The organism is Marinobacter sp. L-13, assembly GCF_056857715.1.
The window spans coordinates 25,986-52,926 of sequence record NZ_JBSXNQ010000067.1 but is presented as its reverse complement, the minus strand read 5'-3'; the positions used below and the strand labels follow the sequence as shown (position 1 = coordinate 52,926).

General features: G+C 55.9%; 29 protein-coding genes. 18 read left to right on the top strand and 11 right to left on the bottom strand.

Annotated elements, in window-relative coordinates; translation table 11 throughout:
• Positions 1-95 precede the first annotated feature (95 nt).
• The 3 genes from AC13DD_RS19205 (at position 96) to AC13DD_RS19195 (ending at position 2,824) form a co-directional block, all read left to right on the top strand.
• Positions 96-992 carry a LysR family transcriptional regulator gene (locus AC13DD_RS19205; protein ID WP_092033328.1) on the top strand — a complete coding sequence of 299 codons (897 nt, stop codon included), beginning with the start codon at positions 96-98 and terminating at the stop codon, positions 990-992.
• A 124-nt stretch (positions 993-1,116) separates the two neighbouring features.
• The gene (locus AC13DD_RS19200) at positions 1,117-1,743 is read left to right on the top strand and encodes an NAD(P)H-dependent oxidoreductase (RefSeq protein WP_092033325.1); all 627 of its coding nucleotides are present in this window, start codon (positions 1,117-1,119) and stop codon (positions 1,741-1,743) included.
• A 115-nt stretch (positions 1,744-1,858) separates the two neighbouring features.
• Positions 1,859-2,824, top strand: a complete 966-nt coding sequence (locus AC13DD_RS19195; protein ID WP_062781481.1) for a zinc-binding metallopeptidase family protein — start codon at positions 1,859-1,861, stop codon at positions 2,822-2,824.
• Positions 2,825-2,844: 20 nt separating this feature from the next.
• On the opposite strand, the gene AC13DD_RS19190 is transcribed toward AC13DD_RS19195, so the two are convergent.
• A complete protein-coding gene (locus tag AC13DD_RS19190; RefSeq protein ID WP_092033322.1) occupies positions 2,845-3,414 on the bottom strand; it encodes an NnrU family protein in 570 nt (189 codons plus the stop codon).
• Positions 3,415-3,539: 125 nt separating this feature from the next.
• Here AC13DD_RS19190 and AC13DD_RS19185 point away from each other — a divergent pair, with 125 nt between their 5' ends.
• Complete coding sequence (locus tag AC13DD_RS19185; RefSeq protein WP_092033320.1) at positions 3,540-3,953, top strand: hypothetical protein; 414 nt, start codon at positions 3,540-3,542, stop codon at positions 3,951-3,953.
• A gap of 34 nt (positions 3,954-3,987) precedes the next feature.
• Here the strand turns inward: AC13DD_RS19185 and AC13DD_RS19180 are convergent, their stop codons facing one another.
• The gene (locus AC13DD_RS19180) at positions 3,988-4,515 is read right to left on the bottom strand and encodes a prepilin-type N-terminal cleavage/methylation domain-containing protein (RefSeq protein ID WP_482931603.1); all 528 of its coding nucleotides are present in this window, start codon (positions 4,513-4,515) and stop codon (positions 3,988-3,990) included.
• Positions 4,516-4,629: 114 nt separating this feature from the next.
• Positions 4,630-5,289 (bottom strand): DUF2238 domain-containing protein, encoded by a 660-nt coding sequence (locus tag AC13DD_RS19175; RefSeq protein ID WP_092034325.1) that lies wholly within the window; start codon positions 5,287-5,289, stop codon positions 4,630-4,632.
• 201 nt (positions 5,290-5,490) lie between these two features.
• On the opposite strand from AC13DD_RS19175, the gene AC13DD_RS19170 reads away from it, so the two are divergent.
• Complete coding sequence (locus tag AC13DD_RS19170) at positions 5,491-6,357, top strand: DMT family transporter (RefSeq protein ID WP_008172352.1); 867 nt, start codon at positions 5,491-5,493, stop codon at positions 6,355-6,357.
• A gap of 72 nt (positions 6,358-6,429) precedes the next feature.
• Here AC13DD_RS19170 and AC13DD_RS19165 read toward each other — a convergent pair whose 3' ends face one another.
• Positions 6,430-7,146, bottom strand: a complete 717-nt coding sequence (locus AC13DD_RS19165) for a DNA-3-methyladenine glycosylase family protein (RefSeq protein WP_008172349.1) — start codon at positions 7,144-7,146, stop codon at positions 6,430-6,432.
• Between the two features lie 261 nt (positions 7,147-7,407).
• On the opposite strand from AC13DD_RS19165, the gene AC13DD_RS19160 reads away from it, so the two are divergent.
• Together AC13DD_RS19160 and AC13DD_RS19155 are read left to right on the top strand one after the other, a co-directional pair.
• On the top strand, positions 7,408-7,665 hold the full coding sequence (locus AC13DD_RS19160) for a cupredoxin domain-containing protein (RefSeq protein WP_008172348.1): 258 nt from the start codon (positions 7,408-7,410) through the stop codon (positions 7,663-7,665).
• Between the two features lie 112 nt (positions 7,666-7,777).
• Positions 7,778-8,428 (top strand): dimethylsulfonioproprionate lyase family protein, encoded by a 651-nt coding sequence (locus AC13DD_RS19155; protein ID WP_008172346.1) that lies wholly within the window; start codon positions 7,778-7,780, stop codon positions 8,426-8,428.
• Positions 8,429-8,471: 43 nt separating this feature from the next.
• On the opposite strand, the gene AC13DD_RS19150 is transcribed toward AC13DD_RS19155, so the two are convergent.
• The 3 genes from AC13DD_RS19150 to AC13DD_RS19140 all read right to left on the bottom strand — a co-directional run bounded on the left by AC13DD_RS19150 (position 8,472) and on the right by AC13DD_RS19140 (position 10,835).
• Entirely contained in the window at positions 8,472-9,227 is a 756-nt protein-coding gene (locus tag AC13DD_RS19150; protein WP_202945858.1) for a putative 4-mercaptohistidine N1-methyltransferase, read from the bottom strand.
• Complete coding sequence (gene ovoA / locus AC13DD_RS19145) at positions 9,188-10,252, bottom strand: 5-histidylcysteine sulfoxide synthase (protein ID WP_199185495.1); 1,065 nt, start codon at positions 10,250-10,252, stop codon at positions 9,188-9,190. The genes AC13DD_RS19150 and ovoA overlap by 40 nt, the downstream gene beginning before the upstream one ends.
• Positions 10,253-10,319: 67 nt before the next feature.
• The gene (locus AC13DD_RS19140) at positions 10,320-10,835 is read right to left on the bottom strand and encodes an MFS transporter (protein ID WP_008172345.1); all 516 of its coding nucleotides are present in this window, start codon (positions 10,833-10,835) and stop codon (positions 10,320-10,322) included.
• An 87-nt stretch (positions 10,836-10,922) separates the two neighbouring features.
• Here AC13DD_RS19140 and AC13DD_RS19135 point away from each other — a divergent pair, with 87 nt between their 5' ends.
• Positions 10,923-12,479: a BCCT family transporter gene (locus tag AC13DD_RS19135; protein WP_482931597.1), complete on the top strand. Its 1,557-nt coding sequence runs from the start codon at positions 10,923-10,925 to the stop codon at positions 12,477-12,479.
• A 76-nt stretch (positions 12,480-12,555) separates the two neighbouring features.
• Entirely contained in the window at positions 12,556-13,605 is a 1,050-nt protein-coding gene (locus tag AC13DD_RS19130; RefSeq protein ID WP_482931596.1) for a mechanosensitive ion channel family protein, read from the top strand.
• A 32-nt stretch (positions 13,606-13,637) separates the two neighbouring features.
• On the opposite strand, the gene AC13DD_RS19125 is transcribed toward AC13DD_RS19130, so the two are convergent.
• Entirely contained in the window at positions 13,638-13,757 is a 120-nt protein-coding gene (locus tag AC13DD_RS19125; protein ID WP_008172339.1) for a DUF2860 family protein, read from the bottom strand.
• Between the two features lie 529 nt (positions 13,758-14,286).
• On the opposite strand from AC13DD_RS19125, the gene AC13DD_RS19120 reads away from it, so the two are divergent.
• The 4 genes from AC13DD_RS19120 (at position 14,287) to AC13DD_RS19105 (ending at position 17,260) form a co-directional block, all read left to right on the top strand.
• Entirely contained in the window at positions 14,287-14,670 is a 384-nt protein-coding gene (locus AC13DD_RS19120) for a DUF2750 domain-containing protein (RefSeq protein WP_008172335.1), read from the top strand.
• 114 nt (positions 14,671-14,784) lie between these two features.
• Positions 14,785-15,225 carry a thioredoxin TrxC gene (gene trxC / locus AC13DD_RS19115; RefSeq protein WP_008172333.1) on the top strand — a complete coding sequence of 147 codons (441 nt, stop codon included), beginning with the start codon at positions 14,785-14,787 and terminating at the stop codon, positions 15,223-15,225.
• 257 nt (positions 15,226-15,482) lie between these two features.
• Positions 15,483-16,199, top strand: coding sequence for a substrate-binding periplasmic protein (locus tag AC13DD_RS19110; RefSeq protein WP_092034333.1), 717 nt, complete (start codon positions 15,483-15,485; stop codon positions 16,197-16,199).
• A 317-nt stretch (positions 16,200-16,516) separates the two neighbouring features.
• A complete protein-coding gene (locus AC13DD_RS19105) occupies positions 16,517-17,260 on the top strand; it encodes a GntR family transcriptional regulator (protein ID WP_008172329.1) in 744 nt (247 codons plus the stop codon).
• Between the two features lie 67 nt (positions 17,261-17,327).
• Here the strand turns inward: AC13DD_RS19105 and AC13DD_RS19100 are convergent, their stop codons facing one another.
• From AC13DD_RS19100 to AC13DD_RS19090, 3 genes are all read right to left on the bottom strand, one after another.
• Entirely contained in the window at positions 17,328-18,788 is a 1,461-nt protein-coding gene (locus AC13DD_RS19100; RefSeq protein ID WP_008172327.1) for an NCS1 family nucleobase:cation symporter-1, read from the bottom strand.
• 29 nt (positions 18,789-18,817) lie between these two features.
• Positions 18,818-20,188 carry an NCS1 family transporter gene (locus AC13DD_RS19095; protein WP_273045040.1) on the bottom strand — a complete coding sequence of 457 codons (1,371 nt, stop codon included), beginning with the start codon at positions 20,186-20,188 and terminating at the stop codon, positions 18,818-18,820.
• Positions 20,189-20,319: 131 nt separating this feature from the next.
• Positions 20,320-21,066 (bottom strand): aspartate/glutamate racemase family protein, encoded by a 747-nt coding sequence (locus tag AC13DD_RS19090; RefSeq protein ID WP_008170030.1) that lies wholly within the window; start codon positions 21,064-21,066, stop codon positions 20,320-20,322.
• 285 nt (positions 21,067-21,351) lie between these two features.
• Between AC13DD_RS19090 and puuE the strand changes: the two genes are divergently transcribed.
• From puuE to urtB, 5 genes are all read left to right on the top strand, one after another.
• A complete protein-coding gene (puuE, locus tag AC13DD_RS19085; protein ID WP_008170031.1) occupies positions 21,352-22,287 on the top strand; it encodes an allantoinase PuuE in 936 nt (311 codons plus the stop codon).
• A complete protein-coding gene (locus tag AC13DD_RS19080) occupies positions 22,284-23,132 on the top strand; it encodes a bifunctional allantoicase/(S)-ureidoglycine aminohydrolase (RefSeq protein ID WP_273045038.1) in 849 nt (282 codons plus the stop codon). The genes puuE and AC13DD_RS19080 overlap by 4 nt, the downstream gene beginning before the upstream one ends.
• A gap of 20 nt (positions 23,133-23,152) precedes the next feature.
• The gene (locus tag AC13DD_RS19075; protein WP_008170033.1) at positions 23,153-23,644 is read left to right on the top strand and encodes an ureidoglycolate lyase; all 492 of its coding nucleotides are present in this window, start codon (positions 23,153-23,155) and stop codon (positions 23,642-23,644) included.
• A 343-nt stretch (positions 23,645-23,987) separates the two neighbouring features.
• On the top strand, positions 23,988-25,220 hold the full coding sequence (locus AC13DD_RS19070; protein ID WP_482931595.1) for an urea ABC transporter substrate-binding protein: 1,233 nt from the start codon (positions 23,988-23,990) through the stop codon (positions 25,218-25,220).
• A gap of 31 nt (positions 25,221-25,251) precedes the next feature.
• Entirely contained in the window at positions 25,252-26,940 is a 1,689-nt protein-coding gene (urtB, locus tag AC13DD_RS19065) for an urea ABC transporter permease subunit UrtB (RefSeq protein WP_482931594.1), read from the top strand.
• The last annotated feature ends 1 nt before the right edge of the window (position 26,941 follow it).

The window sequence follows — 26,941 nt, the reverse complement described above, 5'->3', positions numbered from 1 at the left end:
GTCACCGGTAGTCAGTTTGCAGCAATCGATTGAGTTGATAATTGGGCTTGGCCGAACAATACTGCTTCCAATTCAGAAACAATCCGGAGGCTTCATTGGCCACTGACAAGCTCGTCGCAATGACAATCTTCAGGCGCGTCGCAGAGTTGGGCAGCTTTACCCGGGCTGCGGATGATCTTGAGATCACAGCGGCAACAGTCAGCAAACACATTGCCTTCCTCGAGCGGGATCTCGACACGAGGCTGATCAATCGGACCACTCGCCGCATGAGCCTGACCGATGCGGGGCTCGCTTTTCTGAAACGCACACAGGCCTTGCTGGATGAGTTGGAAGACGCAGAGCTGGAGGCAAGAGGGTTCCAGGCGGAGCCGCGAGGCACGATAAGGCTGAACGTCCCCATGTCGTTCGGCTTGACCCATATAACAGAGGCCATCGACAGCTTCCTCCGCGCCTACCCTGAAATTGACATCGACCTACAGCTCAGTGATCGAATGGTGGATCTGGTGGAGCAGGGCGTCGATATCGCTATTCGGGTTCGCAGCTCCCTGGCCGACTCGAGTCTTCTGGCCAGACCACTCAGAAAGTCCAGAAACATCGTTTGCGCGTCACCGGGGTATCTGGAGCGTGTGCCAGAGATTAAAGCCCCGTCGGATCTGGCCCAACACAACTGTTTGACGTTCAGCCTCCACGACCGACCAAGGGTCTGGGAGCTCGGTGGTCAGGAGGTGTTGGTCAGCGGTAACTATCGAACGGACAGTAGCCTGGCGATCCGCCAGAGTCTTTTGAGGGGAGCCGGCGTTGGTTTGGTGCCCCGATTCCTCGTCCATGAAGACATTGAAAAAGGCGCACTGGTCCCTCTGCTGCCAGACTTTCCGCCCAAACCCTACAGTGTGTTTGCCCTGTTTCCACCGGGGCGCAATCAACCCACAAAGGTTCGGCTGCTGCTTGACCATCTGGACCGGTATCTTGGAGAGAAACCCTACTGGGAATAGCGCTGGTTCCGGGGCTTTTCTCCTGGCTCTTTCCATTCTGGAAACTATGTAGTTCTATTCTGGCCGTTTTTCAGGGTCCAGAAGTTCCATAGAGTTGCTACCTCAACGCGAAGGAGACAACTCTATGAACATTCACGAAGCCCTGGACTGGCGTTACGCCGTCCGTGAATTTTCGCCCGAGAAGCTTGGTGCCCATACGGTGGAAACACTGGTTGATGCGGCTCGCAAGAGCGCCTCTTCTTATGGACTGCAGCCCTATAAAATTCTGGTCGTCGAAAGCAAGTCGGTTCGACAGGATTTGCTGGCCTACTCTTTTGGCCAACAGAAAGTGTTGGACTGCTCTCACTTGATCGTTTTTGCGGCGCAAACGGATATTGGTGACCACACGGTCGACAGGTATGTCACGCAGTTTGTGAAAACCCGCGACGTACCTGCCCAAGATATCTCCGGCTATGTGGCGCACATGAAAGAGGCGCTTGCAGCCAAATCCCGAGAAGAAAAACGGGTGTGGGCGCACCAGCAGGCCTATATTGCCCTGGGGACCCTGCTCACTGCTGCAGCTTCAATGCGAGTAGATAGCTGCCCGATGACCGGTTTCGATCACCAAGCCTACGATGACGTACTTGGACTGGCAAAACTGGGCCTTGAGACTACTGCCATCGTTGCTTTGGGTTACCGTAGTGCCCGTGACCGAACCTCCGGCTTACCGAAAGTGCGCTTTGATTACGGCGATATGGTGATCAGCGTGTAAGTGATACCCGGTCGATTTGGTGGTCTGGCTGGTGTTCCTTGTCTATAGGGTATAGGTTCGGAAGAACGGCAACACATTTTCGAGCTTACTGCCGTTCAAGAGGAGCACCAGCTCTATGAAGGTTTTTTCCAACCCGGTTGGTTCCGGAAATCTGTGGTTTGACAATCTCACCACGGCACAGGGCACACCGGTCGCGTACGATCCACAGGCCAGGTCTTTCGTTCCGATGCCGCCCTTTTGCGCGAACCGGGACATCATCGGCTGCAACTGGATTGCGCCTGAACAGGGGGCATTCTGTCGTTCCTGCGCGATGACTGCTCTGGCGCCCGACCCCAATATTCCTAACGCCATGCCCAATTGGGCCGAGACAGAAGCCTCCAAGCGCTGGGTGCTGGACAACCTCGGCCGTTGGCACTGGTTTCGCCCTGAGGATCCGGGCACGCGCCCGGTTTTCCACATGTTGGCCGAGGGGCTGACCCCGGTTGCCATGGGGCACGCGAACGGCGTGGTAACCATCAGCGTCGCAGAGGCGGATCCCGTGGTTCGTGCCACCCGACGGCAGGCCCTGGACGAACCCTATCGAACCATGGTCGGCCATATGCGCCATGAAATCGCCCACATGCTCTGGTGGCGCCTGAGCTTGCGTAAAGACTTTCTGGATGCGTTCCGGGAGATGTTCGGTGATGAACGCGCCGATTATCCGGCGGCCCTTGAGCATCACTACCATAACGGCCCGCCGCAAGACTGGCGACTGTTTTACCTGACCAGCTACGCCTCGGCACACCCGCACGAGGACTGGGCGGAGACTGCGGCACACCTGCTGCACCTTACGGACATCACCGACAGCCTGGTGTCATCCGGTCTGACCTCGCCCGAGGTGCCGAGACAGGGTTGGGATCCCTACTCGGAGCCCGACACGGCCATGCTGATCAATGTTGCTGCGTCACTGGCCATCCGGGTTAACCATGTGAACCGCTCCATGGGACTGTCTGACCTCTACCCGTTTGTCCTGTCCGAAACGGCGCAGCGCAAGCTTGCGTTCGTGCACGACTGGTTGCGCCGCGGGGCCCAGGGCCTCTAGTCCAGGTGAGTGCCGGTCAATCAGACCGGCGACACGCCAAAGAGCCACTGGTGGGCCCACACCACCATGACCACATACACGGCAAGGCCGCCAACGATCGCAATGACGTCATTGGCTTTGGTGGCTGGCAACGTGGTGATGGCGCGCTGGGTTCTGCGCTTCATGGAGATCCGGTCGGCTACCGCCCAGGCAAGGAAGGAGCCGAACAGCAGAAGGTCGTGGAGCATCCCGTTCGCCAGAAGGTGAGCCAGAGCCCAGAGTTTGACGGCAATGAGCATGGGGTGCTTCAGTTTTGCCTTGATCTTACCCGGGAGGTAGGTGGCGAACAGTAGCGGGAATACAGGCACCAGAAGCAGGAATGACACGTGCTTGAGCCACGCCGGCGGCATGTAGATCACCGTCGGATCCATCCGGGCGGCGCCGTAACCCCAAACGATCAGAACCAGACCGACGAGGGACACCACGGAATACAGTCCTTTGAAGGCTCCCTCGCCCATGGACGCGTTCAGTCGGTTGCGCAGGGGCTCGTTTATGATTGAAAGCGAATGCACGCCCAGAAACAGAATGAGACCAACGATCAGTGTGGTCATTTGCAAAACTCCTTTTGGCTTGAGCGACAGGGTTGTCTGATTGGCAGGGCGCTTTCCTTGGAAAGCCCATTTGGTTGAAATCCAGATAAGTATAGGAAACCGGGACAGCAGATGCCTGAGCGTTTATGATCGGCGATCTGATTCACCGGATTGAAAAGGCGCCCATGAAGTTTCCCAAGGTCACTGTTGTACTGGTATCTGCCGCCCTGCTATTTGTTCTATGGGACCAGACCCGTGAACAGCCCGACCCCATCGATGCAAACCGCCTGACCAATCTCCGGGCCAATCCTGTGGAACTCAGTGCCGCAGTCGACTGGATTTTCACCCAGATTCCGGACTTCTGTTCCGACGCCGCGGGCGAAGGCAGTGGCACGAAGGTTCACGCTGATTGCGTCGAAAAAGCCGAGGCAAGAACCTCTACTTGCCGTCGGATGCTTTACGATCGATTCCCGAGTGTTGTTGCTTCAGAGGCGACTTTCCGGGATGTTTCGCTCACGGCGATGGCGTGCGTTGTGCCCCGTTCAGGCTTGGTAAAGTAGGCTGCATTCAACGGATTTTCGGATAAGACGTGTGTCAGCATTCCGAGGTTATCTGGGTCACCGTGCATTCCGGATCGCCGAAGGAATCGTATTCGACATAGCAGCCGGGGCCGGCGCCAGATCCTGCAGGCAAAGAAAACCCTACACGGGTGTACTGGTTGTCGACGAAGGTCTGCAGGGAGGAATCGTTGGCGTCCACCGAGATGTAATCAAGCATTGTTAGCGTATCATCCGCCTCGGCGCGGCTTTCTGGGCACAGGTTGCGCCAGTCGACTTCCGAGCGGCCCGCTTCAGTTTCTATTACATAGTTAGTCTGTATTCCGCCGGGATTGCTGGCTGCTGGGGACAGCCCCTGTGCATAGGCTTTGCTTCTCACTATTCCTATTGTGCTTTTCATCGTGCCTTCCAGTGAATCCAATGCCGCCAGGCGGGCATCGGTTGAGAGGTCCGAAAATCGTGGCAGTGCAAAGGCGGCCAGAACTCCAAGAATGACAACGACGAGAACCAGCTCGATCAGGGTAAAACCTTGTGAGTCTGAGATTTTCATACACGATAAAAACATGAATGGCTTCGTTCGACGGCTTTGAATTTGCACGCATTATCCCATTTGACAGGTCATGACGCCACGCCCTCTCTGACGGGGCCATCATGCTTGCATGTCATTTCCTTAAAATCATTAACGTTTGAAAAATCGCGGATTTCTTTCAATAAAAGAGTCAATCCAGCGCTCCAGAAAGGAACGTTTGTCAGGGTTCTTCAGGTAGCGCCATCCCAATATTGAAATGACCAATGCCCCCGTCGCATCCACGATCAGGTCCCACATGGTATCCGTCAGTCCGGAAGGATCACCAAGCATGGGTTTTTGCATATTCATGCCAAACAGGGAATCCATGGTGAACTCGAAAACCTCCCATAGTGCGCCCACGCCCAGTGCAAACATGAACGCGAAAAATGCGACAAAGCCGGGGTTCATGTGCACGTGAATCTTTTCGGTCTCGTTCATGATGTGCACCAAGAGGAACCCCAAAATACCTAACAAGAATCCCGATGTGGTGTGCAGCGCCATGTCCCACCACCAGAAGCGCGTGTAGTAATCACGGATCTCCCCGAGAAACAGGGAAGCAAACACAAACCCTATGGCGGCCAGTTGCAGTTCCGGCGGAATGTGGATTCGGAAACGGCGTTCAAACAGCAACGGGAAGAAGGTGATGGCGATAATCATGGCCGTCAGAAATGCGGTGAACCATCGTTGGCCCCAGATCGCAAACACTGCTTCACCAAGCAGTATCAATTGCAGAGCAAGAGTAACCCTTTGATGCGTTACGCGAATGCGCATAGGTCTCCCAAGTGAGTGGTTAAACGGCACTTTTGCATGAGTTGTACGGCGTTGGTATAGGGATGTAGGATCAGTCTGGACGAGAGGCCGCCTCAAGAATCATCCATGGTTCAGCAGGATCTGACAAGTTTTGGTGCTGTCCTGGTTCTACTCTGACCCCCGATCAACCATTGTTCCCGATAGCTACAGGACCCCACTGGCATGCCCATCTCTGTTCACTATGGTTTGACGGTACTGATCTGGGGTCTCACCTGGACAGCGATTCGTCTGCAGGTTGAAGCGGCGCCGGTCGACATATCCGTGTTTTACCGATTCTTTATGGCTTCTGTCGTGACACTGGTGGTTCTTGCCATGGTGCGCAGGCTGGAGAAGTTGACCCTGAAACAGCACGGTTGGCTGGTGCTGCAGGGGGCAACCCTGTACAGCCTGAACTTTCTGCTGATTTATCGTGCTGCAGAATCGATGACAAGCGGTCTGCTGGCGGTGGTGTTTTCGCTGGCCGCTCTGTTTAACGCTTTGAATGGCTGGCTCTGGTTACGGCTCCGGCCTACCGCCCGGCTTTATCCGGCGATCTCTCTGGGGATCACAGGTGTGGCACTGCTGTTCTGGCACGATCTGCAACTGGGGAATGCCACAGCCACCAGCATTCTTTTCGCCATTGGCGGCACCTTCTGGTTTTCCATGGGTAACCTGGTAAGCATCAAGGTGCGGATGTCTCAGGTGCCGCTGTTACTGGCCAATGCCTGGGCCATGGTTTACGGCGCGGTGATTCTTGGCATCTGGTGCCTGTTGCTTGGTGTTGAGTGGGTAGTCCCGACCTCAGCGACTTTCTGGGGCGCAACCGTCTTTCTGGCCGTTCCCGGCTCAATCATCGCGTTCTATTGCTACATCACGGTGATTCAGACGCTCGGCGCCGACAAAGCAGGCTACGCGACGGTACTTTTCCCCGTGGTTGCCCTGAGCGTTTCGACCTGGCTCGAGGGCTTTGAATGGACAACAACGGCGGTACTGGGCGCTTCGCTGGCGCTGCTGGGCAATTATGTTTTGTTCCGATCGGCCAAAGCGTAGCGCTCGTGAAGCTCTCTCAGGGCGTCAGCAAGAGCGGGGAAGGGACCCTCAGTGGGAACGCCCGGAACAACCTCATTGATCGGAAGGGTTGCCACGGGTGGTGGCGCCACGTGCAGTTCGTCCAGCCAGGCTGAAAGCTGCTCTGACGAGCTTGCATAGACGATTCGCCCAAGGCCAACCCAGCCGTGTGCAGCCGCGCACATCGGGCAGTGCTCGCCAGGGCGCCCACTGTTCGGCAAAGGCCAGTTGCTCTTCTTTTGTCGGTCGGGCATCCAGATTTTTGATGTCCTGTATTGCGGATGCCAGTGCCAGGTCGCCTTGGGGCCAGACATCCGGCCGTCGTAGCGCCATCATGTAATAGATGTCGACGGTCCAGGGCCCCAAACCGGGTACTTCTAAAAGGTGGCTTCGGCCCTGCACATCGTCAAGCTTTTCGACTTGCGCGAGGTCGAGTTTGCCGTCGGTTATGCGGTTGGCCAGCTCGACACAATACCTGGATTTCTGTCGGGTAAGCCCGACTCGTCTTAGCTCAGGCTCGCCAGCCCTCTGGACCAGTTCCGGGGTTACCGATCCAAGGTGGGACGCTAGCCGCTGGAACATCGTAGCTGCGGCTTTGAGCGAGACCTGTTGTTCAAGGATGATGTGGATCAATGATGCAAACCCCGGTTCGCGAGTCCAGATTGGAGGGTATCCCAGTCGGGCTCGCACCTCGTAAAGATCGGGATCTTTCTCAGCGAGGACGTCAACGCCCATTTTCAAGGTTTCGTCAGTGATCGTCTTTTGTTGCATAAAACCCTGTTCGGCTCTATGGGGATTATCAGATCAGTCGAGCAAACTGGACTGCTGCTTTGGAGACGACGCCTACGAGGTCTGTAAACATCATAAAAGTGTGTACGACACAGACCGTCTTTGGTTCTCAGGCCTGTCAGTCGGCGAAACACGACCGTCATTCCCATAGGGATATGCCCGTAGCTCCGAAAACAATCCTGATGTGAGTGGGGTGCGTAATTCCTAGTGCTTTTAAGGTCCGACCAATGAGGTGAAGTTACTATGAAATTAACTTTCAAGAATGGTTTAGCCGCAGTTGCACTGACCCTTGCGTCCGGCGTGGTTATGGCAGCAGAGCATGTCGTTGAAATGAAAAACTCTGGCGCTGACGGCGCAATGGTCTTTGAGCCAGGATTTGTGAAGGCTGAGCCCGGCGACCCGGTCAACTACGACGCTGCCAAAGCCGCGGTGGACAAGCTGACCGCTGCTGCCGCCACGAATAAGGATCGGCTGAAGGGTTACTTCGAGCAGGTTCAGTAATCTGGTTGAAGCCGTTTTTGCCGCGGCCTCCGGGGCGCGGCATTGTTTGTGAAACACAAAATCACCTATCCTGAATCCCGAACTTCCGGATACGCGCAGGAGAAGAGCGGATATGGCCAGACTCTCAGATCATGTGGATTGGCAATATGTGTTTCGGGAGTACTGGCACCTCTATAGATTTGGTTCTGCGGGTGGAAACCCGGTCATTCGTTCGCATCTCAAAGATGTCCGAAATCGACTTAACGCTGAACTTGAGTCCAATCCTGTTGTTGAGTTTGACCAACCTGTGCAGCTTCCAGTATGCGCATGGCTCGGGCGGGCTCTGGACCAGGGATTGAGTGAGCGGACCGCACCAGTTGTTAGAGTCCTGACGCGAGTCTCTGGCCAGCTTACGTGGCGCTATGGCTATGAAAGGATGCATAAAAGCCTGGCCCGTAAATACGCGTACGCTGAGCTGATGGGCCCGAACGGACCTGTGCTCAGCAAAAACGTCATACTGGGCCTGGTGCTATTCGGCCCAAAATGTACCTACCCGGAACACAGTCACGACGGCATCAGCGAGTCGTACATCTGTTTGAGTGGTTCGGTCTCTGACAGCAACTACAGCGTATTTACGCCGGGCTCCCTGTTCTTCAACCCGCCGGAAAAAGCCCACCGTATGACCACCGGGGACTTTGAGCCTACGCTCCTGGCCTACGCCTGGACGGGGACACCTGAAAAGCTCGCGAACCAGAGAATGAGCTTTGCGGGACGCAAGAGTTAAACGACCTGGTTCAGCCCTTTCAGAGGAGAGATTACCGCGCTGATCAGCGCGGCAACCGCTCCCAGATAGTTACTTCCGACAGGGTATGCTGGAACTTGTGCTGGGTTTCGCGGATAACGAAAGGCACCTTTCTCGGCTGACTGACTAGCCTGAAATGCTGTGAGAGGTGCTCTTTCAGGCCATCCAGCGTGGTGTGGTTCTCACCATCCTTTTTGAAACCGCCAATCCACTCTTCCTTCGGCGTGTGTTCCTCCAGCCAGGTGTAGGGTGAAGCAATAACCAACAGCCCACCGTCGTTGATTCGCTCGTGAATGCTGTCCAGAAAACGCCTTGGGCGGTAGAGGCGATCAATAAGGTTGGCCGCCAGAACAAGGTCGTAGCCCGAGTACTGCGGTTTCAGGTTACAGGCATCCCCCTGGTAGAAGCTCACGTTCTCAGAACATTCCTCGAGGCCAAGTTCTTTGAGCGTTCGGGTGTGATAGCTGACCAGTTCGCCTTCCTCTGCAAGTGCATAGCGAATGGAGCCTTGCTCGGCCATTTCCACGCCCAGCCTGATAAAGTTGGCTGAGAAATCGACGCCTTCCACCTGGTCAAAGCGCCTTGCCAGCTCGAAACTGGACCGGCCACAGGCGCAGCCCAGATCCACTGCTTTGCCGGTGGGCTTGCCATTCATGGCACCCAGGGCCAGATCCGCCAGGGCCTTCGGAAAGTTTTCCACGCCAAACCAGGTGTCACCGAAGTGGAGCTCCGCGTATTCAGTCAGCAACCGGTCGCTTTCGTAGTAGGCATTGGGTTGCACCGCTTCGCTTTCCGAGTCGATGTAGCGGAAGCCGGGCAGGAAGATGCTCCATGGTCCAGGTGCAGGTTGGCGTTGGCAGGGTCGTTGTCCACCTCTTTGATACCGGTTTCCTCCCGTTTCCACTCGCAAAAGGCTTTTGCTTCGTGGTAATTGACTTCCACCGGCCAGTCCCACGGCATCTCCACTTCCTCGGTCATCAGTCGCAGGTGCCACCCATTCTGCCAGCGCCAGAACGTTGGATGCCTGGCCTTGGCGAATTGGCGCCAGGCGCAACCTTCTTCACTCCAGAACCGGTCTTCCTGGTAACCGCCAGCTTCAACAAACGCCAGGAATTCCTGATTGCTGACCAGATACTGACTGGCCCTGAACTCATCGACCTCGGCTTCATGCTCGCCGTATTCATTGTCACAGCCGTAGTAGGCGTCATCGTAGGGTTTGCCGATTGAAACTGTGCCGGCTGGCACGGTGATCAGCTCGTTTTCCGGCGCTTCACCGGTTTCACGAATCGGGGCCCCTTCCGGCTGCGGGCGGACCATTGCCAGATCATGCTGGCGGATCAGTACAGACGAGGTCTCCAGATGGATACGCTCGTGCTCGACGCCCATGACGATGGGCCACCAGGGGCTCTCCCAATTGATTGGCAGGCTGAGCGGCAGTGTTTCGATCAACTCGAGAACGGTGGCCCGGACTTTGGCCCGGTAATCCATGACTTCGGCGACGGTAGGCCAGTCGTAATGGTCCTCGTCCAGATCGTCCCAACTCATCTCATCGACACCCACTGCAAAAATCGACTCCATGCGCGGATCGATGCGCTCGGGTAGCAGCTTGGCCAGAACCAGCTTGTTAACGAAGAATGGTGCGGTGTGGCCAAGGTAGAAAATGAGGGGGTGTCTCAGAGGGATCGACTTCTGGAAGTATCCGGCGTCCTCAGCAAACCTGTCGTGCGGCACGCCGCTCTGGATGAGAAGGCGGTTTCCGGTATTGGCACTGTCATTGTCGAACACGTCCTTTGTTTTTTTACCCACATGCATACGTTTCGATGGTCAGGGATGGTTCAATTCTCCCTGCAAACCGTTTAGAGCTTCCCTGTGGTCAAAGTGTTACACGCCAGCTTCTTTTTTCGCCAGGGCGACTGTCCGGGGCGCGCACCAGCTGCACCGAGGAGAATCGCCGTAGTAACGGACGGTTGATCAGGTTCAGGGCAGCCATGAACGCAATGTTGGCGGCGAATAGAATGGCAAACGTGCTGTTGGAGAGGCCAGACCATTCCTGGTAGATGAACGAGGAATGGGTGATGAGCAACAGCATGGTGCTGAAACACAGAACCTGAATGCCGATAAAACGCATGGTGGTTTTATGTCTGAGCACCAGCAGGTAGTTGGTCACCAGGGACCGAATCGGTGTGGTGGTCGGGATTCGAGGCTGGAGCTTCGGGAAAAGCGCAACCTGCAGCGTCAGGACAAGAAACGCGGCATAGCCCGCCAGCATGAGAAGTATCCACTGCCACTCGCCAAGCGCCAACATGAGTGACCCCAGCGAGGGTGCTGCAGCGGGCGCTATGAACATGATCAGCCCAATGAGGCCGAACAGCCGGGCGGCGGTTTTCATCGGAGCATGCGTATTTTCAGAAATCCCCGTGCATGAACCGCTCACTTCCTGCAGCCTGCGCGGCTTTTTCTTCCAGAGGCAGACCTTATGACCGTGCAATCCGAATCTCTCCCGCGAGCCAGAAGTGGGCCGCTGACAGACAGCGATCCCGTTGTTCTGGTGCTCACTATCGGCTTCATACTTCTGTTCGTAGGGGCCTCAATATTCGACAGTAGCTACGTGGCGGAACTCATCGGTAGCGGGTTTGCGTGGACCGCCACCTATCTGGGCTCCTTTTTCCAGTTACTGCTGCTACTCACATTCTTCATCGCCATTGGAACAGCCCTGAGCCGGGCCGGCGCCGCTCGGATAGGCGGACTGGATCGACCAGAAATCGGCCGTTTCCGGTGGCTGTCGATGATCATGTGTACCTTGTTGGCCGGAGGCGGGGTGTTTTTTGCCGCTGGTGAACCGGTTTACCACTTTGTTGTTACGCCTCCGGCTTTTAATACCGAAGCTGGCTCCGCCGCAGCGGTCGCTCCCGCCATGGCCCAGTCGTTCACGCACAGGGGATTCCTGGCATGGGCCGTGCTCGGCTCCCTGACAGCCCTGGTCCTGACGCGGGCCCACTACGGACAGGGCAAACCTTTGCAACCAAGAACGCTGTTGTACCCGGTATTCGGTGAGAAAGTCATTCAGGGGCGCCTCGGTGGTGTCATCGATGCCTTCTGTGTGATTGCCGTGGTGGCCGGCACCGTCGGGCCCATCGGTTTTCTCGCCACCCAGATGAGCTTTGGGTTGCATGAGCTGTTCGGAGTGCCAGACGGCTACGGTACCCAGCTGAGCGTTCTGGTGGTTCTGGCCGGGGTGTACATGACTTCTGCCATGACCGGTCTGCATAAGGGCATTCAGTTGCTGAGCCGTTTCAACGTGATATTGGCGTTGGTTATTGCCGGGGTTATCTTTGTCTTCGGCCCCACGCTGTTCCTGGCGAATACCTACACCCAGTCGATGGGTGAATACGTCACCTCGTTCTTTGCCATGGCAACCATGACCGCAGAAACGGCACCGGCCTGGTGGATGAAATGGTGGACGGTGTTTTTCTTTGCCTGGTTCATTGGTTATACGCCGTTGATGGCAGTGTTTGTTGCCAGAATCTCCCGGGGCCGGACAGTTCGTGAAATGGTTCTGGCGGTGGCCGTATTGGCCCCCATCGCGACCACCATCTGGTTCACCCTGCTCGGTGGCTCCGGTATCTATCACCAGCTAGCCGGTACTTTCGACCTGACTGAAGCTCTGAACAACTTTCGCTTTGATGTCGCCACACTGACCGTGGCTCAGGCTTTGCCCGGCGGCACCTGGATGGCGGCGGCGATTCTGTTGCTGACAACCATTTTCGTTGCCACCACCGGCGACTCCATGAGCTATTCGATTGCTATGGTCGGAGCTGGCCACGACGAACCAAGCCCTTGGATCCGTGTGTTCTGGGGCGGTGCCATGGCATTGATGGCGGCCATTCTTCTGTATATGGGCGCCGGCCAGATTGGCGTACTCCAGCAGTTCATCGTGCTGACAGCGATTCCGGTTTCACTGGTTATCCTCCCCTCGCTCTGGACCGGACCGAAAGCTGCCATGGCGATGGCACGGGAGCAAGGGCTGGTCTAGGCTTTTACGGGGCTGAGCGGAATACAGGGATGTGTTCGCCTGCCCACTTTTCTGATTGAAAGCTCGGGGAGGGCAGATGCTGGAATCGTTTGAAGCCGGTTTCAAGGCATGGTTGTGGCCGGGTTTTACGGCGATTCTCGCAGTTGCTGCGACCTATGTCGTGTACCGACTGGCTCTGGCAGTCTTTCGGCATTTTTCAGGGTCCAGGACGGTCATTCGCCTGTTCCTCGATGCGGCTGCCCGGGCGCTCGGTGTTGTTTTCTGTCTGCTCACCCTTGCAGGTTCGCTGGCGGCCGCACCACCGGATCTCCCGTTGATGGCGGCGATTCAGCAAATCACCACCCTTCTACTCATCCTTGCCATCACCTGGGCGGCCGTTCGACTGACATCGGCCATTGGCGAGGTCATTGTCGCGCTCAATCCAGTGCTGGAAGGGCATTGGAAGCGGGCGCGCAAGGTCGAGACCCAGACCCGATTCCTGGTCCGCGCACTTAATATTCTCATCGTGATCATCGGCCTGGGCGCTGCCCTGATGACCTTTGAATCGGTTCAGCACATGGGCGCCAGCCTTCTTGCCTCCGCGGGTGTCGGCGGCCTTATTCTCGGGTTCGCGGCCCGTCCTGTGTTGAGCAACCTGCTGGCCGGTATGCAGATCGCTCTGACCCAACCTTTCCGTATAGACGACGTGCTGTATGTGCAGGGCGAGTGGTGCTGGGTAGAGGAAGTGACAGCCACCTATGTGGTTTTGCGGGTCTGGGATCTGCGTCGCCTTGTAGTGCCACTGCAATGGTTTATCGAGAACCCGTTCCAGAACTGGTCCAGGAATACCGCAGAGTTGCTGGGAACAGTTTTTATCTGGGTGGACTACACCATGCCGGTTGAACCGCTCAGGCAGGAGTTCACTCGTTTGCTCAATGAATCGGGGCTCTGGGATGGCGAATCTTCCTCGGTGCAGGTGACCGATTCCAGTGATCAGGCCATTCAGGTGCGTTTTTTGATGAGCGCCGCCAATTCCAGCAAGAACTGGGACCTCAGATGTGCGATCCGGGAGGGCATGGTAACCTTCATTCAGGAACACTACCCGGCTCAGCTACCCAGGCTTCGAGCCCGAGTGGTTGAAAACTGAGCCTTGGTTGAGCGCTTGAAGGCCAGGCGAGATCAGAACTTATAATTTAGCCCCACCGCAAACAGGTACGAGGATTCATCGTAGAAGGTCAGGTTGGATTGGGTGTCGCCAAAGCCGGCAAAAGAAATAAACGACCAGTCCTTCCAGCCCATGAATTGCGGGTACTCGTAAGCTGCAAGCAGGCTGAGCTCATCATCAGAACGCTTTTATTGAACAACGTGCTGGCGCTGCCATCGACGTTAAAGTTGGACGTTGAAGAGATGATCCCCGCATTTAGCGAGACTTCACCACTGAATCCCTTTTGCGGAGGCGCCGGTTGGGCGAATACAGGCAACGCGATGCACAGGATCGGGAGGGCGAGGTACTTTTTCATTCGGATGCTCCGATTATTCTGAATTAGACGCCGTTTCGAGGTCTGACCTCAGTGATGCTCCTTTTACGCGTGAATAGTGTCTTGCGGTTCAGCATGGTTCTAGCGGTGCTGATTTTCCACGCCAAGATGAACTTTACTGGTGAATGGTTGCGAATCTCCCCGGAAATGTATCCCTTTATGCTCTTAGGCAACCTGGCCCTTGCAGCGTTGCTGATAATGTTTTGGATAAGCGGCCGCCAGTCTCCGCCAAATACGTGTTAGGCTCCGCCGAATACCGAAAAGCAAACGACTGGAGTGGCGTACCTGACATGAGCAGTGAAGACCTCAATCAAGTAATGGAAATGGATGGTGAAGAGCGGTACGACTACTTCCTGAGCCAAGTGGCCGAGGAACGGGAAATCTGGATCCTGGTTAACGGCCAGAGCCAATTCCTCAAGATCGCCTCGGACGATGGCGATGTGGAATACCTGCCCGTGTGGCCGGCTTCGGCGTTTGCCGCCGAGTACGCCAACGGCGGCGATGAGCTGACGCCCCGCAGTATTTCACTGCCGGACTTCTTCCGGAAATGGGTCCCCGGTTTAACGAAGGATGGCCTCGATGTGGGTGTATTTCCCGGCCCTGATAAAACGGTATGGATCACCGAACCGGCAGAGCTCAAGCAGGATCTTCAGGACGTAATGTCTGATTTCTAGTACAGTTTTCATCGCCTGGCCGCTTTGGCGAGACGAGTAATATGAAGCGCTGCTTGATTTCGTCTGGTCTGCCCTGATCATTTATCTCAGTACACAATCTGAGGGCAATCAATCATGACTGATATCCGACACCTGGTCTGTCCCCACTGCCACAAGGTAAATCGCGTGCCTGCGGATAAATTGTCATCTGGCGGCAATTGCGGCGCCTGCAAACAGCCGTTGTGGCCGGATCAGGTTCTGGAACTTACAGACCAGAGCTTTGCTAATCATACCGGGCGCAGTGATCTGCCGGTGCTGGTGGACTTCTGGGCGAGCTGGTGTGGCCCCTGCAAAATGATGGCGCCTCAGTTCGAACAGGCCGCGAGAGACTGGCGGGGCAAGGTACGTTTTGCCAAGCTAAATACGGAACAGGCCCAAGGCCCGGCCAGCCAGTTTGGCATTCGCAGCATCCCTACCATGATCCTGTTCCAGAATGGCCGGGAAGTGGCCCGCCAGAGCGGCGCCATGAATCAGGCGCAGATCAGCCAATGGCTGCAGTCGAAGGGTATTCGCTAGCCTGATAAGGCTGTTTATTCGCTGGCCGGTCATTAAAACGCCACAATGGCTGAGGCCCTGCCATTGCAGGGCTGAAGACACCTATCCGAGCTGTTCCCACAAAGTTATCCACAGTTTTTGTGGGTAAAGCTGACTTTGCAGCGACATCGACTTTCTTATGGTATGTAGCCAGAATTCGAGCCAAACTGTCTGTAACTCGAAAGGCAGAGTCGGGCAAGCGACGGCCTTACCCGGTTGATCACTCCAACGAGGACCGAATGAGAGCAGTCCTGTTTATCATCATGGCATTCTGGTTCCTTCCAGTTTCGTCCCAAACGCTCAAGATTATGGGTTCGGACGAGAGCTTTCTCCCGTTTTATTACGGCAATGATCTCAGCGAGGGCATTCTGGTCGAGGTGATCAATGAATTCACCAAACAGACCGGTATCGCAGCCGATTTCGTCCCGATGGCGCGTAAACGCCAGGCCTGGGCTCTGGAACGAGGACTGGCCAACGCGGTTTTCGCCAACCCGCTATGGATGCCTTTGCCGGACCAAATGCACGCCGTAGGGCCGTTGTTAACCTGGCGTGACCGCGTGTTCGCGCAACCTGGCCGGCGCCCGGACTCCTTCGATGACCTCAAGGGAGGTATCTGTCTTCGCAGATGGTTTGTCTACAGTGATGGGCTTGAGGGGCGGATCGGGAGCCATCTGGTGCGCCATGACGGCTACAATGCCCAGCAGATGCTGCAAATGTTTTTGCGCAAACGGTGCGATTACATCGTCATGAACGAAACGGAGTTCCGGTTTCTTGCACAGCTGGGGGACGTAGATCCGGAACCTTATAGCACGGAACTGATAGACGCCGAGTGGCCGGTCTATCTTGGGATACTTGAAAACGAGACAGCTTTAATTGAAGCGGCGGAAGCTTTTTTCTCTACCTACACGATTGACGTGGAGGCCATGCTACCCAGACTGCCACGGCCGGACCGTTGAAGAGATTGATGGTCGGTTTGTCGATACGCCAGGCATGCGAGCGGCTTTCCAGGCGTCGTACCAGAATGTCCGCTTTGCAATCTAGCCGCATCCAGGGCACTACTAAACAGAAGCGAACATTGGGACGAGGAGCTCTTTAACTGCTTTTGCTTGAAGGTGTCGGCCAGCCGTTATCTCTCCAACAAATGCCCTGATTGAGGGACGGGCCGGGAAAGCTCATTACAGGGAGGCCATAAAGGCCTTATCAATTCGTCTGTGTGCACAAAGAGCGTATACAATGGTGGCCGAGATTGGTTCATTAATCATGTGAGGGTACAATGAGCGATAGTCGGCAAACAGCCAAAACGACCTCAAGTGGCAGGGGCCAAGTATCAGGCTCCGGGCCCGGAGATAACGGGCTGGATGCTATCTATCGGTCAATATCGGAAGCCATTATTGAGCATCGGCTCAAGCCGGGTGCACGTCTGCGCGAGGACGCGTTGGCTGATGTTTTCGGTGTCAGCCGTACCGGCATCCGGAAGGTGCTCCAGCGTCTTGCCCTTGAACAATTGGTCACTCTCACGCCACGGCGAGGGGCCAGTGTGACCAGGCCATCGGTCGATGAAGCCAGAGACGTGTTTGAGGCCCGTCTTTTGGTTGAGTGCGCTATGATGGATGCAGCGGCAAAGCGTATCACCGAGGAAGACATTCAGGAGCTGCAGGAGATGGCAAAGCAGGAGCGGGAAGCGCTCCGCAATCGTGAACAGCGAATCGCTATCAAGCTCTCAGCGATCTTCCATGCCCGTCTTGCCGAAATTTCCGGTAACCGTACGTTGGCCGGATTTGTTGGCCAACTGGCCTCCCGCTCCTCGCTAATCCTGGCCGTGTATGGCAATGCCGGTCATCTGGGTTGCGAGTCCCACGACCACGATAACCTGATTGATTTCCTTGCCGCAGGCGATGGGGCGAAGGCCAGTGATTTCATGGAACGACACCTGAAGTCGATCGAAGCGTCGTTATCGATTTTTGAAGAGCCCGAGGAAACCCCGGACTTGTGGGATATCTTTGCGGTTGATGCTTGAGGCTCAAACCAGAACGCCCCGCTTGTGAGGGCGGGGCGTTCTGGCAAGGCCTTGGCAGGCTGTTGGATCAGCTATGGGTCTGAAGCGCCGCCAGGCTCTGTTTTCCGGGCATGATCACCCAGTAGAACAGGCCGCCGAGGGCGGCACCAATCAACCATCCGTAACCGCCCAGGCTGCTCAGGGCCGGTACCAGAACCGTCGAGATGGAGAACAGGGCCGCTAGGGCGAAGGCCGCAATAGCACGGGTGTTCCATCCCTTGGCGTAGTGATAGGCGCCGTCGGGGCTGGAGGAGAACAGCTGCTCCATGTTCAGGTCCTGTTTTTTGATCAGGTAGTAGTCCACCACCAGGATGCCGTAGAAGGGTGCGAGTATGGCACCGAGCGCATTCACGAAGCCGGGTACCCCGATCTGGCTGATCACCGACACCCACAGTGCTCCAACAAAGAACGCAATGGTTGCGGTAATCAGCCCGCCGATCCGGAAGCTGATTTTACTGGGGAACAGGTTGGCCAAGTCGTAAGCTGGCGGAATGAAGTTGGCTACCAAATTGATGCCCACCGTTGCGGCGAAGAAGGTCAGCGCCGCGATAATGGTCAGAGCCACGGAATCGACGCGTTCCACGATTTCAGTGGGGTTGGTCAACGGCTCGCCAAACAGCACGAGGGTGCCCGCGGTGATGATCAGGGCGATGAATGAAAAGAACGCCACGTTCAGGGGCAGGCCTAGCAGGTTGCCTAGTTTCATTTCTTTCTCACTGCGGACAAACCGGGTGAAGTCGCCGAAGTTGATAACCACGGCTGCGAAGTAGGCCACCATGGTGCCGACGATTGCAAAGAAGGCACCAATCGGGTTCACCGATTCCCCACTACTGGAGCTGAAGATGGAGCCTACGGCGGGCAGGAGTTGATCGCCCGCCTTAGTCCAGACCACGATCATCAGGCCAATCATCACCAGGTAAACTAGAGGGCCGGCGCAGTTCAGGAAGCGCTGAATGTGCCGTAGGCCACTGCAGAAGATGGCGATCTGAAAAACCCATACGATCACGAAGGAAAGCCAGGCCACGCCCGACAGCCCGAGGAACGTGGTGCCGTCGCCCGGGCCGTAGAAGGCCGTAATCAGCAATGTCACGGCGGTGGAGGCGAAGTAGGTTTGCACGCCGTACCAGAAGATGCCAACGATCCCCCGCAGCATGGCCGGAAAGTTGGCACCCCGAACCCCCATGCTGGCGCGGCTCAGCACGGGAAAGGGAATACCGTATTTGACGCTGGGCCGTCCCGACAGGTTGACCAGTACCATCACAATAAAGCCGGCGAGGATAATTGCGGCCATAACGGCCCATCCATTCAGCCCATAGGTCAGGAACAGGGAGGCTGCCAGAGTGTAGCCAAACAGGCTTTGGATATCGTTGGACCACACGTTGAAGATTTCAAACCAGCCCCAGGTTCGCTTGGTGTGTGGGATCGGCGCCAGATCCTCGTTATAGAGCGTGGGATCGATCTGGCGGATGTTCAGTTCACTGTCTTTCATGATTGTCACCGTTTTGTCTGAGGGCGTATTCAGTCGCGGAAGCGCTGACAGGCCGGCCAGTGTTTCATGAGCAGGTAATAGCTCAGCCCGGCGGGAATCAGGCTGGCGTACCAGGACACGGCCGAGAAACTCAGGGCAACGATGACGCCCAGGACGGTTGCAATCAGAGCCGCATAGTTCACGCCCTTATAGGGGCCATCGGGGTTGTAGAGGTGATCCAGATTCAGTGTACGACCACGGATCAGGTAGTAGTCCACCACCAGGATGGCGAAGATCGGTCCGAGGAACGCGGAGTAGGTCTGTACAAAGATCTGCAGGCCAGCCGCAGAGCCGTCTTTCACCAGTTCCCAGGGGAAGGTGGCGAATGCCAGCAGGCCAACAATGATAGTGGCCTTGCGGAAGGTCAGCTTGAATACGTCCATCAGAACATAGGTGGGCGGTACCACATTATTCAGCACGTTGGTGGTGACCTGCGCAAAAGCAATGAACATCAGGGTGGTCATCAGAAGCGGCTGGTTATCTACAGCGTTGGCGAACACTTGAATCGGGTCGGCAATGCCGGTGGCTTCTGAAACCATGTAGCCGATCAGGCCCATGAACAGGGTGCAAGGCAGGATCGACATGGAGTAGATGGTGGTCAGCAGTCCGGGGCCGGTGCCGTATTCATGCTCCCGTGCGTAGTCACTCACATTGAGGATCATGGTGCTGTAGATGCCAAGGAACAGCATGGTGGCACCCCAGAATGGCAGGCCCCAGGAGCCTTCCATGGTCAGCAGGTTCGCCGAGAGGGTGTCGCCGTAGCGCTGGACGGTGCTGTAGAACATGTAGACGAGGGAGGCCAGGATGAAAGCGCTGCCCACGTTCTCCAGCCATTTGATGCCCTGGAAGCCGGTGACGGAGAGGGCGATCTGCAGCAGCTGGAAGGCGATGAAGAAAAAGACCAGGTTATCGAAGCCAAAGAGGGTGGTAGAGACCATGTTCAGCGCCCCGGCACCAATCCAGCTTTGGAAGCCGTACCAGACGATGGCAGGGACCGCCCGAACCAGCCCCGGCAGGCGGGTACCGCCGAAACCGAAGGCGCTGCGGGCCTGTACCATAAAAGGAATGCCGTATTTGTAGCCGGCTGCGCCATTCAGGGCCAGTGCTGCGCCAATAATGAAACAACCAATGGCGATGGCCAGCGAGGCCTGCAGCAGGTTCAGTGTGCCAACCACGCTGGATCCCATGGTAAAGGTGCCGATGGAAACGCAGCCACCGAACCACGCCAGCAGATAAGAAGTGCGCCCCATGATGCGGGTTTTCTGGGGGGCAAGGGATTCTTCCCCGAGTGCCTTGGAGGCGGTGCCGGGTGCTTCCTGGTAGGAAGCATCAAAATGGGTCTGTGTTTGAGGGGTGCTCATGGTCTTCCTCGTTGTGTATGCAGTGTCGTTGTCCACGCCGTTACCGGTGTAGATGTGTGTGCCCCGTGTGGTTCTGGTGGGGATTTATAGTTGGGACTGCATCAGATCTCTTGGCGGTGATGTCTTTTTTATTATTTATTCAGGTGAGAGAAACTCTCAAAGCGACCGACGAACGGCTTCGGACGCGGGAACGCCAGGTCACCGTGTTTGCTGGTGCCCAGGTTCAGTCCAACCAGGGCTTCCGACAATTTCACAGCGGCCGTGACGCCTTCGACAATTGGCAGACCGACGGCCTCCGAGATGTAATCGGTGAGGTCGGCCATGCCGCCACAACCGAGCACAATGGCGCCGATGTTGTCTTCTTCTTTTGCCCGCAGGCACTCTTCGATCAGGCGTTGAAGGGCGGCGTCCGCGTTGTCTTCCAGGTCCAGCACGGGGATTTCTGCGGCCCGAACCCGACGGCAGTGATGACTGAAGCCGTAGTTCTCCAACAGGTGCTCGGCAATAATGCCGGTACGTCCCAGAGTGGTGACAACGGAAAAGCGCGTGCTGATCATGGTGGCGACGTGGAAGGCCGCTTCGGCAATGCCGACAACGGGTGCTCGGGTGAGCTCCCGCGCTGCCAGGAGGCCGGGGTCCCCAAAGCAGGCGATGATGTAGGCATGAACAGGGTCGTCACCCCGTTCGCCGGCCAGGACCTCCTCGGCAACACCGACGGCGCTGATGGCTTCGTCGAAGTGGCTTTCGATGGACACCGGGCCGCTATCCGGCTGGGTTGCGGTAATTCTGGTGCCCGGTGCAGCCACGTTTTCGGCCGCTTTGCCGATGGTCTCGGTCATGCCGCGTGTGGTGTTGGGATTGATGATTCGGATATGCACGGTTTCCCCGGTTCGATTTTTTGGTGAACAAAACAATAAGTAATTGTACACAATCTAGAACGACTTCTGCGGAGGGTGCAAGTTTTTGTTGCAGAAAAATTGCAATCCTCAGGTTCTGCTGGGCGCTTAGCAGGCCATGAGCCCGGCCTTGAAGGCGATTCATCGCTCTGAGTGACGTAAATTTTTCACAAAAACAGATTTTTTGTATACAATTTTGTGTCAACGTAAAGTCAATAGCCCCGAAATCGATTTCCTGTATTAAGTTGAGGACGCGTAGTTATGAGTATGACAACGGATTACCCCCGTGACCTGATCGGCTATGGCCGTGATCTTCCGGAGGTTCGCTGGCCGGGCCAGGCGAGGGTGGCCGTACAGTTCGTGCTCAACTACGAGGAGGGCGGCGAGAACTGCGTGCTGCATGGTGATAGCCACTCCGAGCGTTTTCTGTCCGAAATTGTGGGCGCTGAGCCGTTTGAAGACCGCCACATGAGCATGGAGTCGATCTATGAATATGGCTCCCGGGTTGGGGTCTGGCGTTTGTTGAAAGAGTTCGAGCGCCGTGACCTTCCGCTAACGGTGTTTGGGGTTGCGATGGCGTTACAGCGTCATCCGGAGGTGGCGCAGGCCTTCCGTGAGCTGAGTCATGAGGTGGCCTGTCATGGCTGGCGCTGGATTCACTACCAGGACATTCCGGAGGACATCGAACGTGAGCACATGCGTCGTGCTATCGAGATATTCCAGGAACTTTACGGCGAAACGCCCATGGGCTGGTATACCGGCCGGGACAGTCCGAACACTCGTCGCCTGCTGATGGACGAGGGCAGTTTCCTGTACGACTCCGACTATTACGGTGATGATTTGCCATTCTGGGTTCAGCAACAGGATTCCGCTGGCGAGTCCCATAATCATCTGGTGGTGCCGTACACCCTCGACACCAACGATATGCGATTCGCAACACCGCAGGGTTTCAATACCGGGGATCACTTCTTCGAGTACCTGCGTGATGCTTTTGACGTTCTCTATGAAGAGGGCAAGGAAACGCCGAAGATGCTTTCGGTGGGGCTGCATTGCCGGCTAATCGGCCGGCCGGGCCGCTTCCGTGGATTGCAGCGTTTTCTCGACCATATTGAGTCCCACGACCGTGTCTGGGTGACACGTCGCGCGGATATTGCCCGGCACTGGGCAAAGCACCATCCTTTTGAATCCGGAGCACTCTTATGATCGACAGGCAAAATCCCTCTCCCTACTACGCACCGACCGGCGGCCATCCTCCCCAGACACAGCTGCTGACGGATCGCGCCGTGTTCACCGAGGCGTATGCCGTCATCCCGAAAGGCGTGATGCGGGACATCGTCGCCAGTTACCTGCCGTTCTGGGAAAAAACGCGTTTGTGGGTTTTGTCCCGCCCGCTCTCCGGATTTGCCGAGACCTTCTCGCAGTACATCATGGAAGTGTCTCCGGGTGGCGGTAGCGAGCGACCGGAGGTTGATCCCGGAGCCGAAGGCATTCTGTTTGTGGTGGAAGGCCAGATGACGCTGACCCTAGCAGGGGAAACGCATAAGATGGCGCCGGGTGGCTATGCATTTATTCCGCCGGGCAGTGATTGGGCGGTGCGCAATGAGTCTGGCTCAACGGTTCGGTTCCACTGGATTCGAAAGGCCTACGAAGCGGTGGATGGCGTCGACTATCCGGAGCCGTTTGTCACAAATGAAGCCGACATTGAGCCCATCGAGATGCCGGACACCAGCGGCTGCTGGGCCACCACGCGTTTTGTGGACCAGAGCGATATGCGCCACGACATGCACGTGAATATCGTGACCTTCCAGCCAGGGGGCGTGATTCCCTTTGCAGAAACCCATGTGATGGAGCACGGGCTGTATGTGCTCGAAGGCAAGGCCGTCTACCTGCTAAACAAGGATTGGGTGGAGGTGGAAGCCGGTGACTACATGTGGCTCAGGGCGTTCTGCCCCCAGGCCTGCTATGCCGGCGGCCCGGGCCGTTTCCGATACCTGCTGTACAAAGACGTGAATCGCCACATGAAGCTCAATGGCTTCGGTGCTCGCTGAAAAGCAAAGGGAAAACCATCATGCTGAAACTGACAGCCCAGCCTTTGACACCGGAAGCCTTCGCTCCCTTTGGCGATGTGATCGACAGCCGGAGCGCTACGAACTTCTTCCCCATCAACGGTGGCCGTACCCAGCGCCACCATGATCTGGCTGGTGTTGAGATACTGGGTGAGGGCGGCCGACCGATGATCAGTATTTTCGTGAGCCAGCCGGTGCAGGTTCCACTGCAGGTTGACTGTCTGGAGCGGCACCCGTTGGGAAGCCAGGCGTTCGTTCCCATGCACGGCGAGCGTTTCCTGATAGTCGTGGCACCGCCGGGCGACGGCATTGATCCGGAAGCGGTTCGTGCCTTCGTAACCGACGGACGGCAGGGTATCAATTACCGTGCAGGCACTTGGCACGCCGTGCATTCGGTCTTGGAGTGCGAGGGTGAGTTTCTTGTTGTTGACCGGGGTGGGCCAGGGCACAACTGTGATGAGCACCCAGTTCACGCGCTCATCACTCTGAATTGATCGAACCGTCGGTTGACATCGGGTTCTACCGTGTTTCCACAGACGGCTTTAAAACGGCTGTGGAAGTACCCCGAATGTTCGCTTTGCGACCTCTGCCAGCATTTAAAGAAGCTGACGCCTGCACCCATTTAGTTCCTTATCGATTCGCACAACTTTAAAGCCTGCCCAATCTTTCTGCCCTAAATGTGGGCACAATTGGTGAAGTGCGCCATATATGCACTAGCAGCATAACTTACCTCCGACCTTATAAGCATTGAATTTAAAGGGATTTTGCCAAGTTGGCTCACTCTTTGAATTAGCATTCGCCACACATTCGACTTGTGATGCTGAGGAGCTCACCGCTATGCGTAGAAGAAGCTTTTTAAAAGGTGTTGGGGTGGCGGGGCTCACGATGAGCGCGCCCGGTATTATTTTACCCGCTTGGTCGAAGGAAAAAGTAAAAGTAGGTTGTCTATTTTCGTCCTCCGGATCGATGGCCAACATTGAGGGACGGCTAAATTACGTTGTCCAGATGGCTGCACAGGAGCTAAACCGCGCAGGCGGGGTGCTTGGACGTCAGATCGAGGTCGTTACCACTGACCCAGCATCGAACTGGCCGCTCTACGGTCAGCAAGGACGCCAGCTTCTTGAAGAAGAGCGGGTTTCAGCAATGTTTGGATGCTGGACAAGCGCATCGCGCAAAGCCGTTTTGCCGGTTGTTGAAGAGAACGACGGTCTGCTTTATTACCCTCTGCATTTTGAAGGAGAGGAGAACTCGAAGAACGTTGTTTACATGAATTCGCCGCCGGCAAGCTCGGTACTCCCAGCGCTTGAGTACTTGATGGGTGACAATGGTGGTCGAGCCCGACGCTTTTTCATGCTTGGTTCGGATTATGTTTGGCCTCGTACCATCAATGCTCAGATCAAAGGATATTTGCAGCAGAAATGGGGCATTGAGCCAGATGCTTGGCAAGAGGAATATGTGCCAGTAGGGCACTCTGACTTCCAGAGTCTTGTGAATCAGATAAAGAGTTTTGCAGACGAAAGTGGTGAGCAGCCGATTGTTGTGCTTACCGTTGTCGGCAACTCTATTCCAAACTTCTTCCAGGAGTATATCAACCAAGGCATAAGCGCTCTGGACGTGCCGGTGCTGGGGCTGGATGTTGTAGAGGCTGATCTTGAGGGTCTAGACACCGATCCGCTTGTTGGCCATCTCAACTGCTGGGCTTACTTGCAGAACGCGCCAGGTGCAGCCAATCAGCGTTTTTTGAATGCATGGTCAAATTACGTCCAGGAAAACAATGTTCCATTCCGTCCGGACGTAGCCATCGACCCGATGGTTTCTGCATACACTAGCATGTACATGTGGGCTCAAGCCGCTGAAAAAGCAGGTAGTTTCGATGTACCTGAGGTGCGCAAAGCCTTCCCGGGTACCAGCTTCGACTGCCCGTCAGGCTATGAAATCAAACTCACGGCCGAGAATAACTACGTCCATCGTGGCGTCTTTATCGGTTCTGTTAACCGAAACCAAGGCTTTGACATTGTCTGGCAGTCTCCCGAGACAACGACGCCGGTGCCATTCAGTCCTTATATCTAAGGCGGTTTGGTGTATGTGCTTGTCGGGGCAAATGGCTCCGACAAGTTTTTTGGTTCCAAATAAAGGGCAGATCATGCATCGCCGATCGTTAAAGATGCTTGGTGCAGTTGGGCGTGCTTTAGCGCTATTAATTGTAACAACTTCAAGCTTATTGGCGCAGACGGCCGTTGAACCCTGGGACAGGGCTGAGGTGGTAAAGGTCTGGTGCTCCGGTGATCGGGATGCCCGGGTCGAGTCCTTCAAGGTTTTGCTGCAAAATGTCGTGGAAGCGGACGGGCCAGCCAAAGATTGGGCTGCCAGTCTGATTGGTCAGTATCGGGATGGTAATTTAAGCTGCGCGCCGGATACGGCCTTCATTCCCGAAGGCGATAAGTTTTTAGATGTTGTCACGGGCGATCGCGTCGAGGCACTACCGGCTGATGCCAAGAAGCCATTTTTGAACATTCCACTTCGCAGGGCTCTTGCACCGTTTGCTTCGGCAGTGGAGTTAGTCGCGGCTGATGCTCCTGAAGAACGGTTAAACGCTGCGCAGGGACTAACTCGAACGCTTGGCGAGGTCCCGCCTGCGCTCATTGAACGTATCTACCAGAAAGAACAAAACAGCCAAGTAGCTGCGGCGCTCGAAGATGTTCTTGTGCCGGCATTGCTTAAATCGGGCGATGTTGATGCCCAGCTCAGAGCAATTAAAACCTTGGCCGACAATTCCACTCGTAAAAGCCGCGCGACGCTCGATAAATTTCTTGCTCAAGGACCGGACTCCATGTATGAGCCGGTGAGGGCAGCTGCTGAGAAGGCTCGATCATCGGTTAATTGGGGGGTTCAAGCGAGCGAAGTGATGACGGTAGCTTATCACGGGCTGAGCTATGGGAGCGTTCTATTTCTCGCAGCGCTGGGCCTCGCCATTATCTTCGGCCTCATGGGTGTCATTAATCTTGCTCAGGCCGAATTCGTAATGCTCGGTGCTTATGCCACCTGGTTTGTCCAGGAGGCGCTGCGTGCGGTTGCCCCTGATTTGGTCGAGTTCTACTTGTTTATCGCTATTCCGTTTGCCTTTTTGGTTCCAGCGCTCGTCGGCGCGTTCATGGAATGGAGTATCGTCCGACATCTTTATACCCGACCACTACTGACATTGTTGGCAACCTGGGCGGTCAGTCTCCTTTTAATCAACCTTGTTCGAGTTACCGTTGGCACACAGAATCTGAGCTTTCTGACTCCGGAGTACCTGAAGTCAGGCTTTACTGTTTTCGGAGAATTCTCAGTGACCTGGTCCCGACTGCTGAGCATCTTTTTTGCCGGTATCACTTTGATTGGCACACTCTTTGTTCTTTACCGAACGCGTTTTGGCCTGCGCATGAGGGCAACCACGCAGCATCGAGAAATGGCCGGTTGCGTCGGCGTGTCAACGCGACGGACAGATGCAATGGCGTTTGCTTTTGGCTCAGGCCTTGCTGGCATAGCGGGACTGGCACTTTCGACGATTTACAACGTCAATCCGACGATGGGTACATCGCTTATTATTGATAGCTTTATCGTTGTCGTGGTCGGCGGCGTAGGTAGCGTTCTAGGTACAGCGTTGGCGGCACTGGGTATCGGACAACTCAACGCTATCATTGAACCACAGTATGGCGCCGTCGCCTCCAAAGTTATTGTTTTGCTCGCAGTCATACTTTTCATTCAGCAAAAGCCCAATGGGCTATTTCCACGCAAAGGCAGGCGCTAGA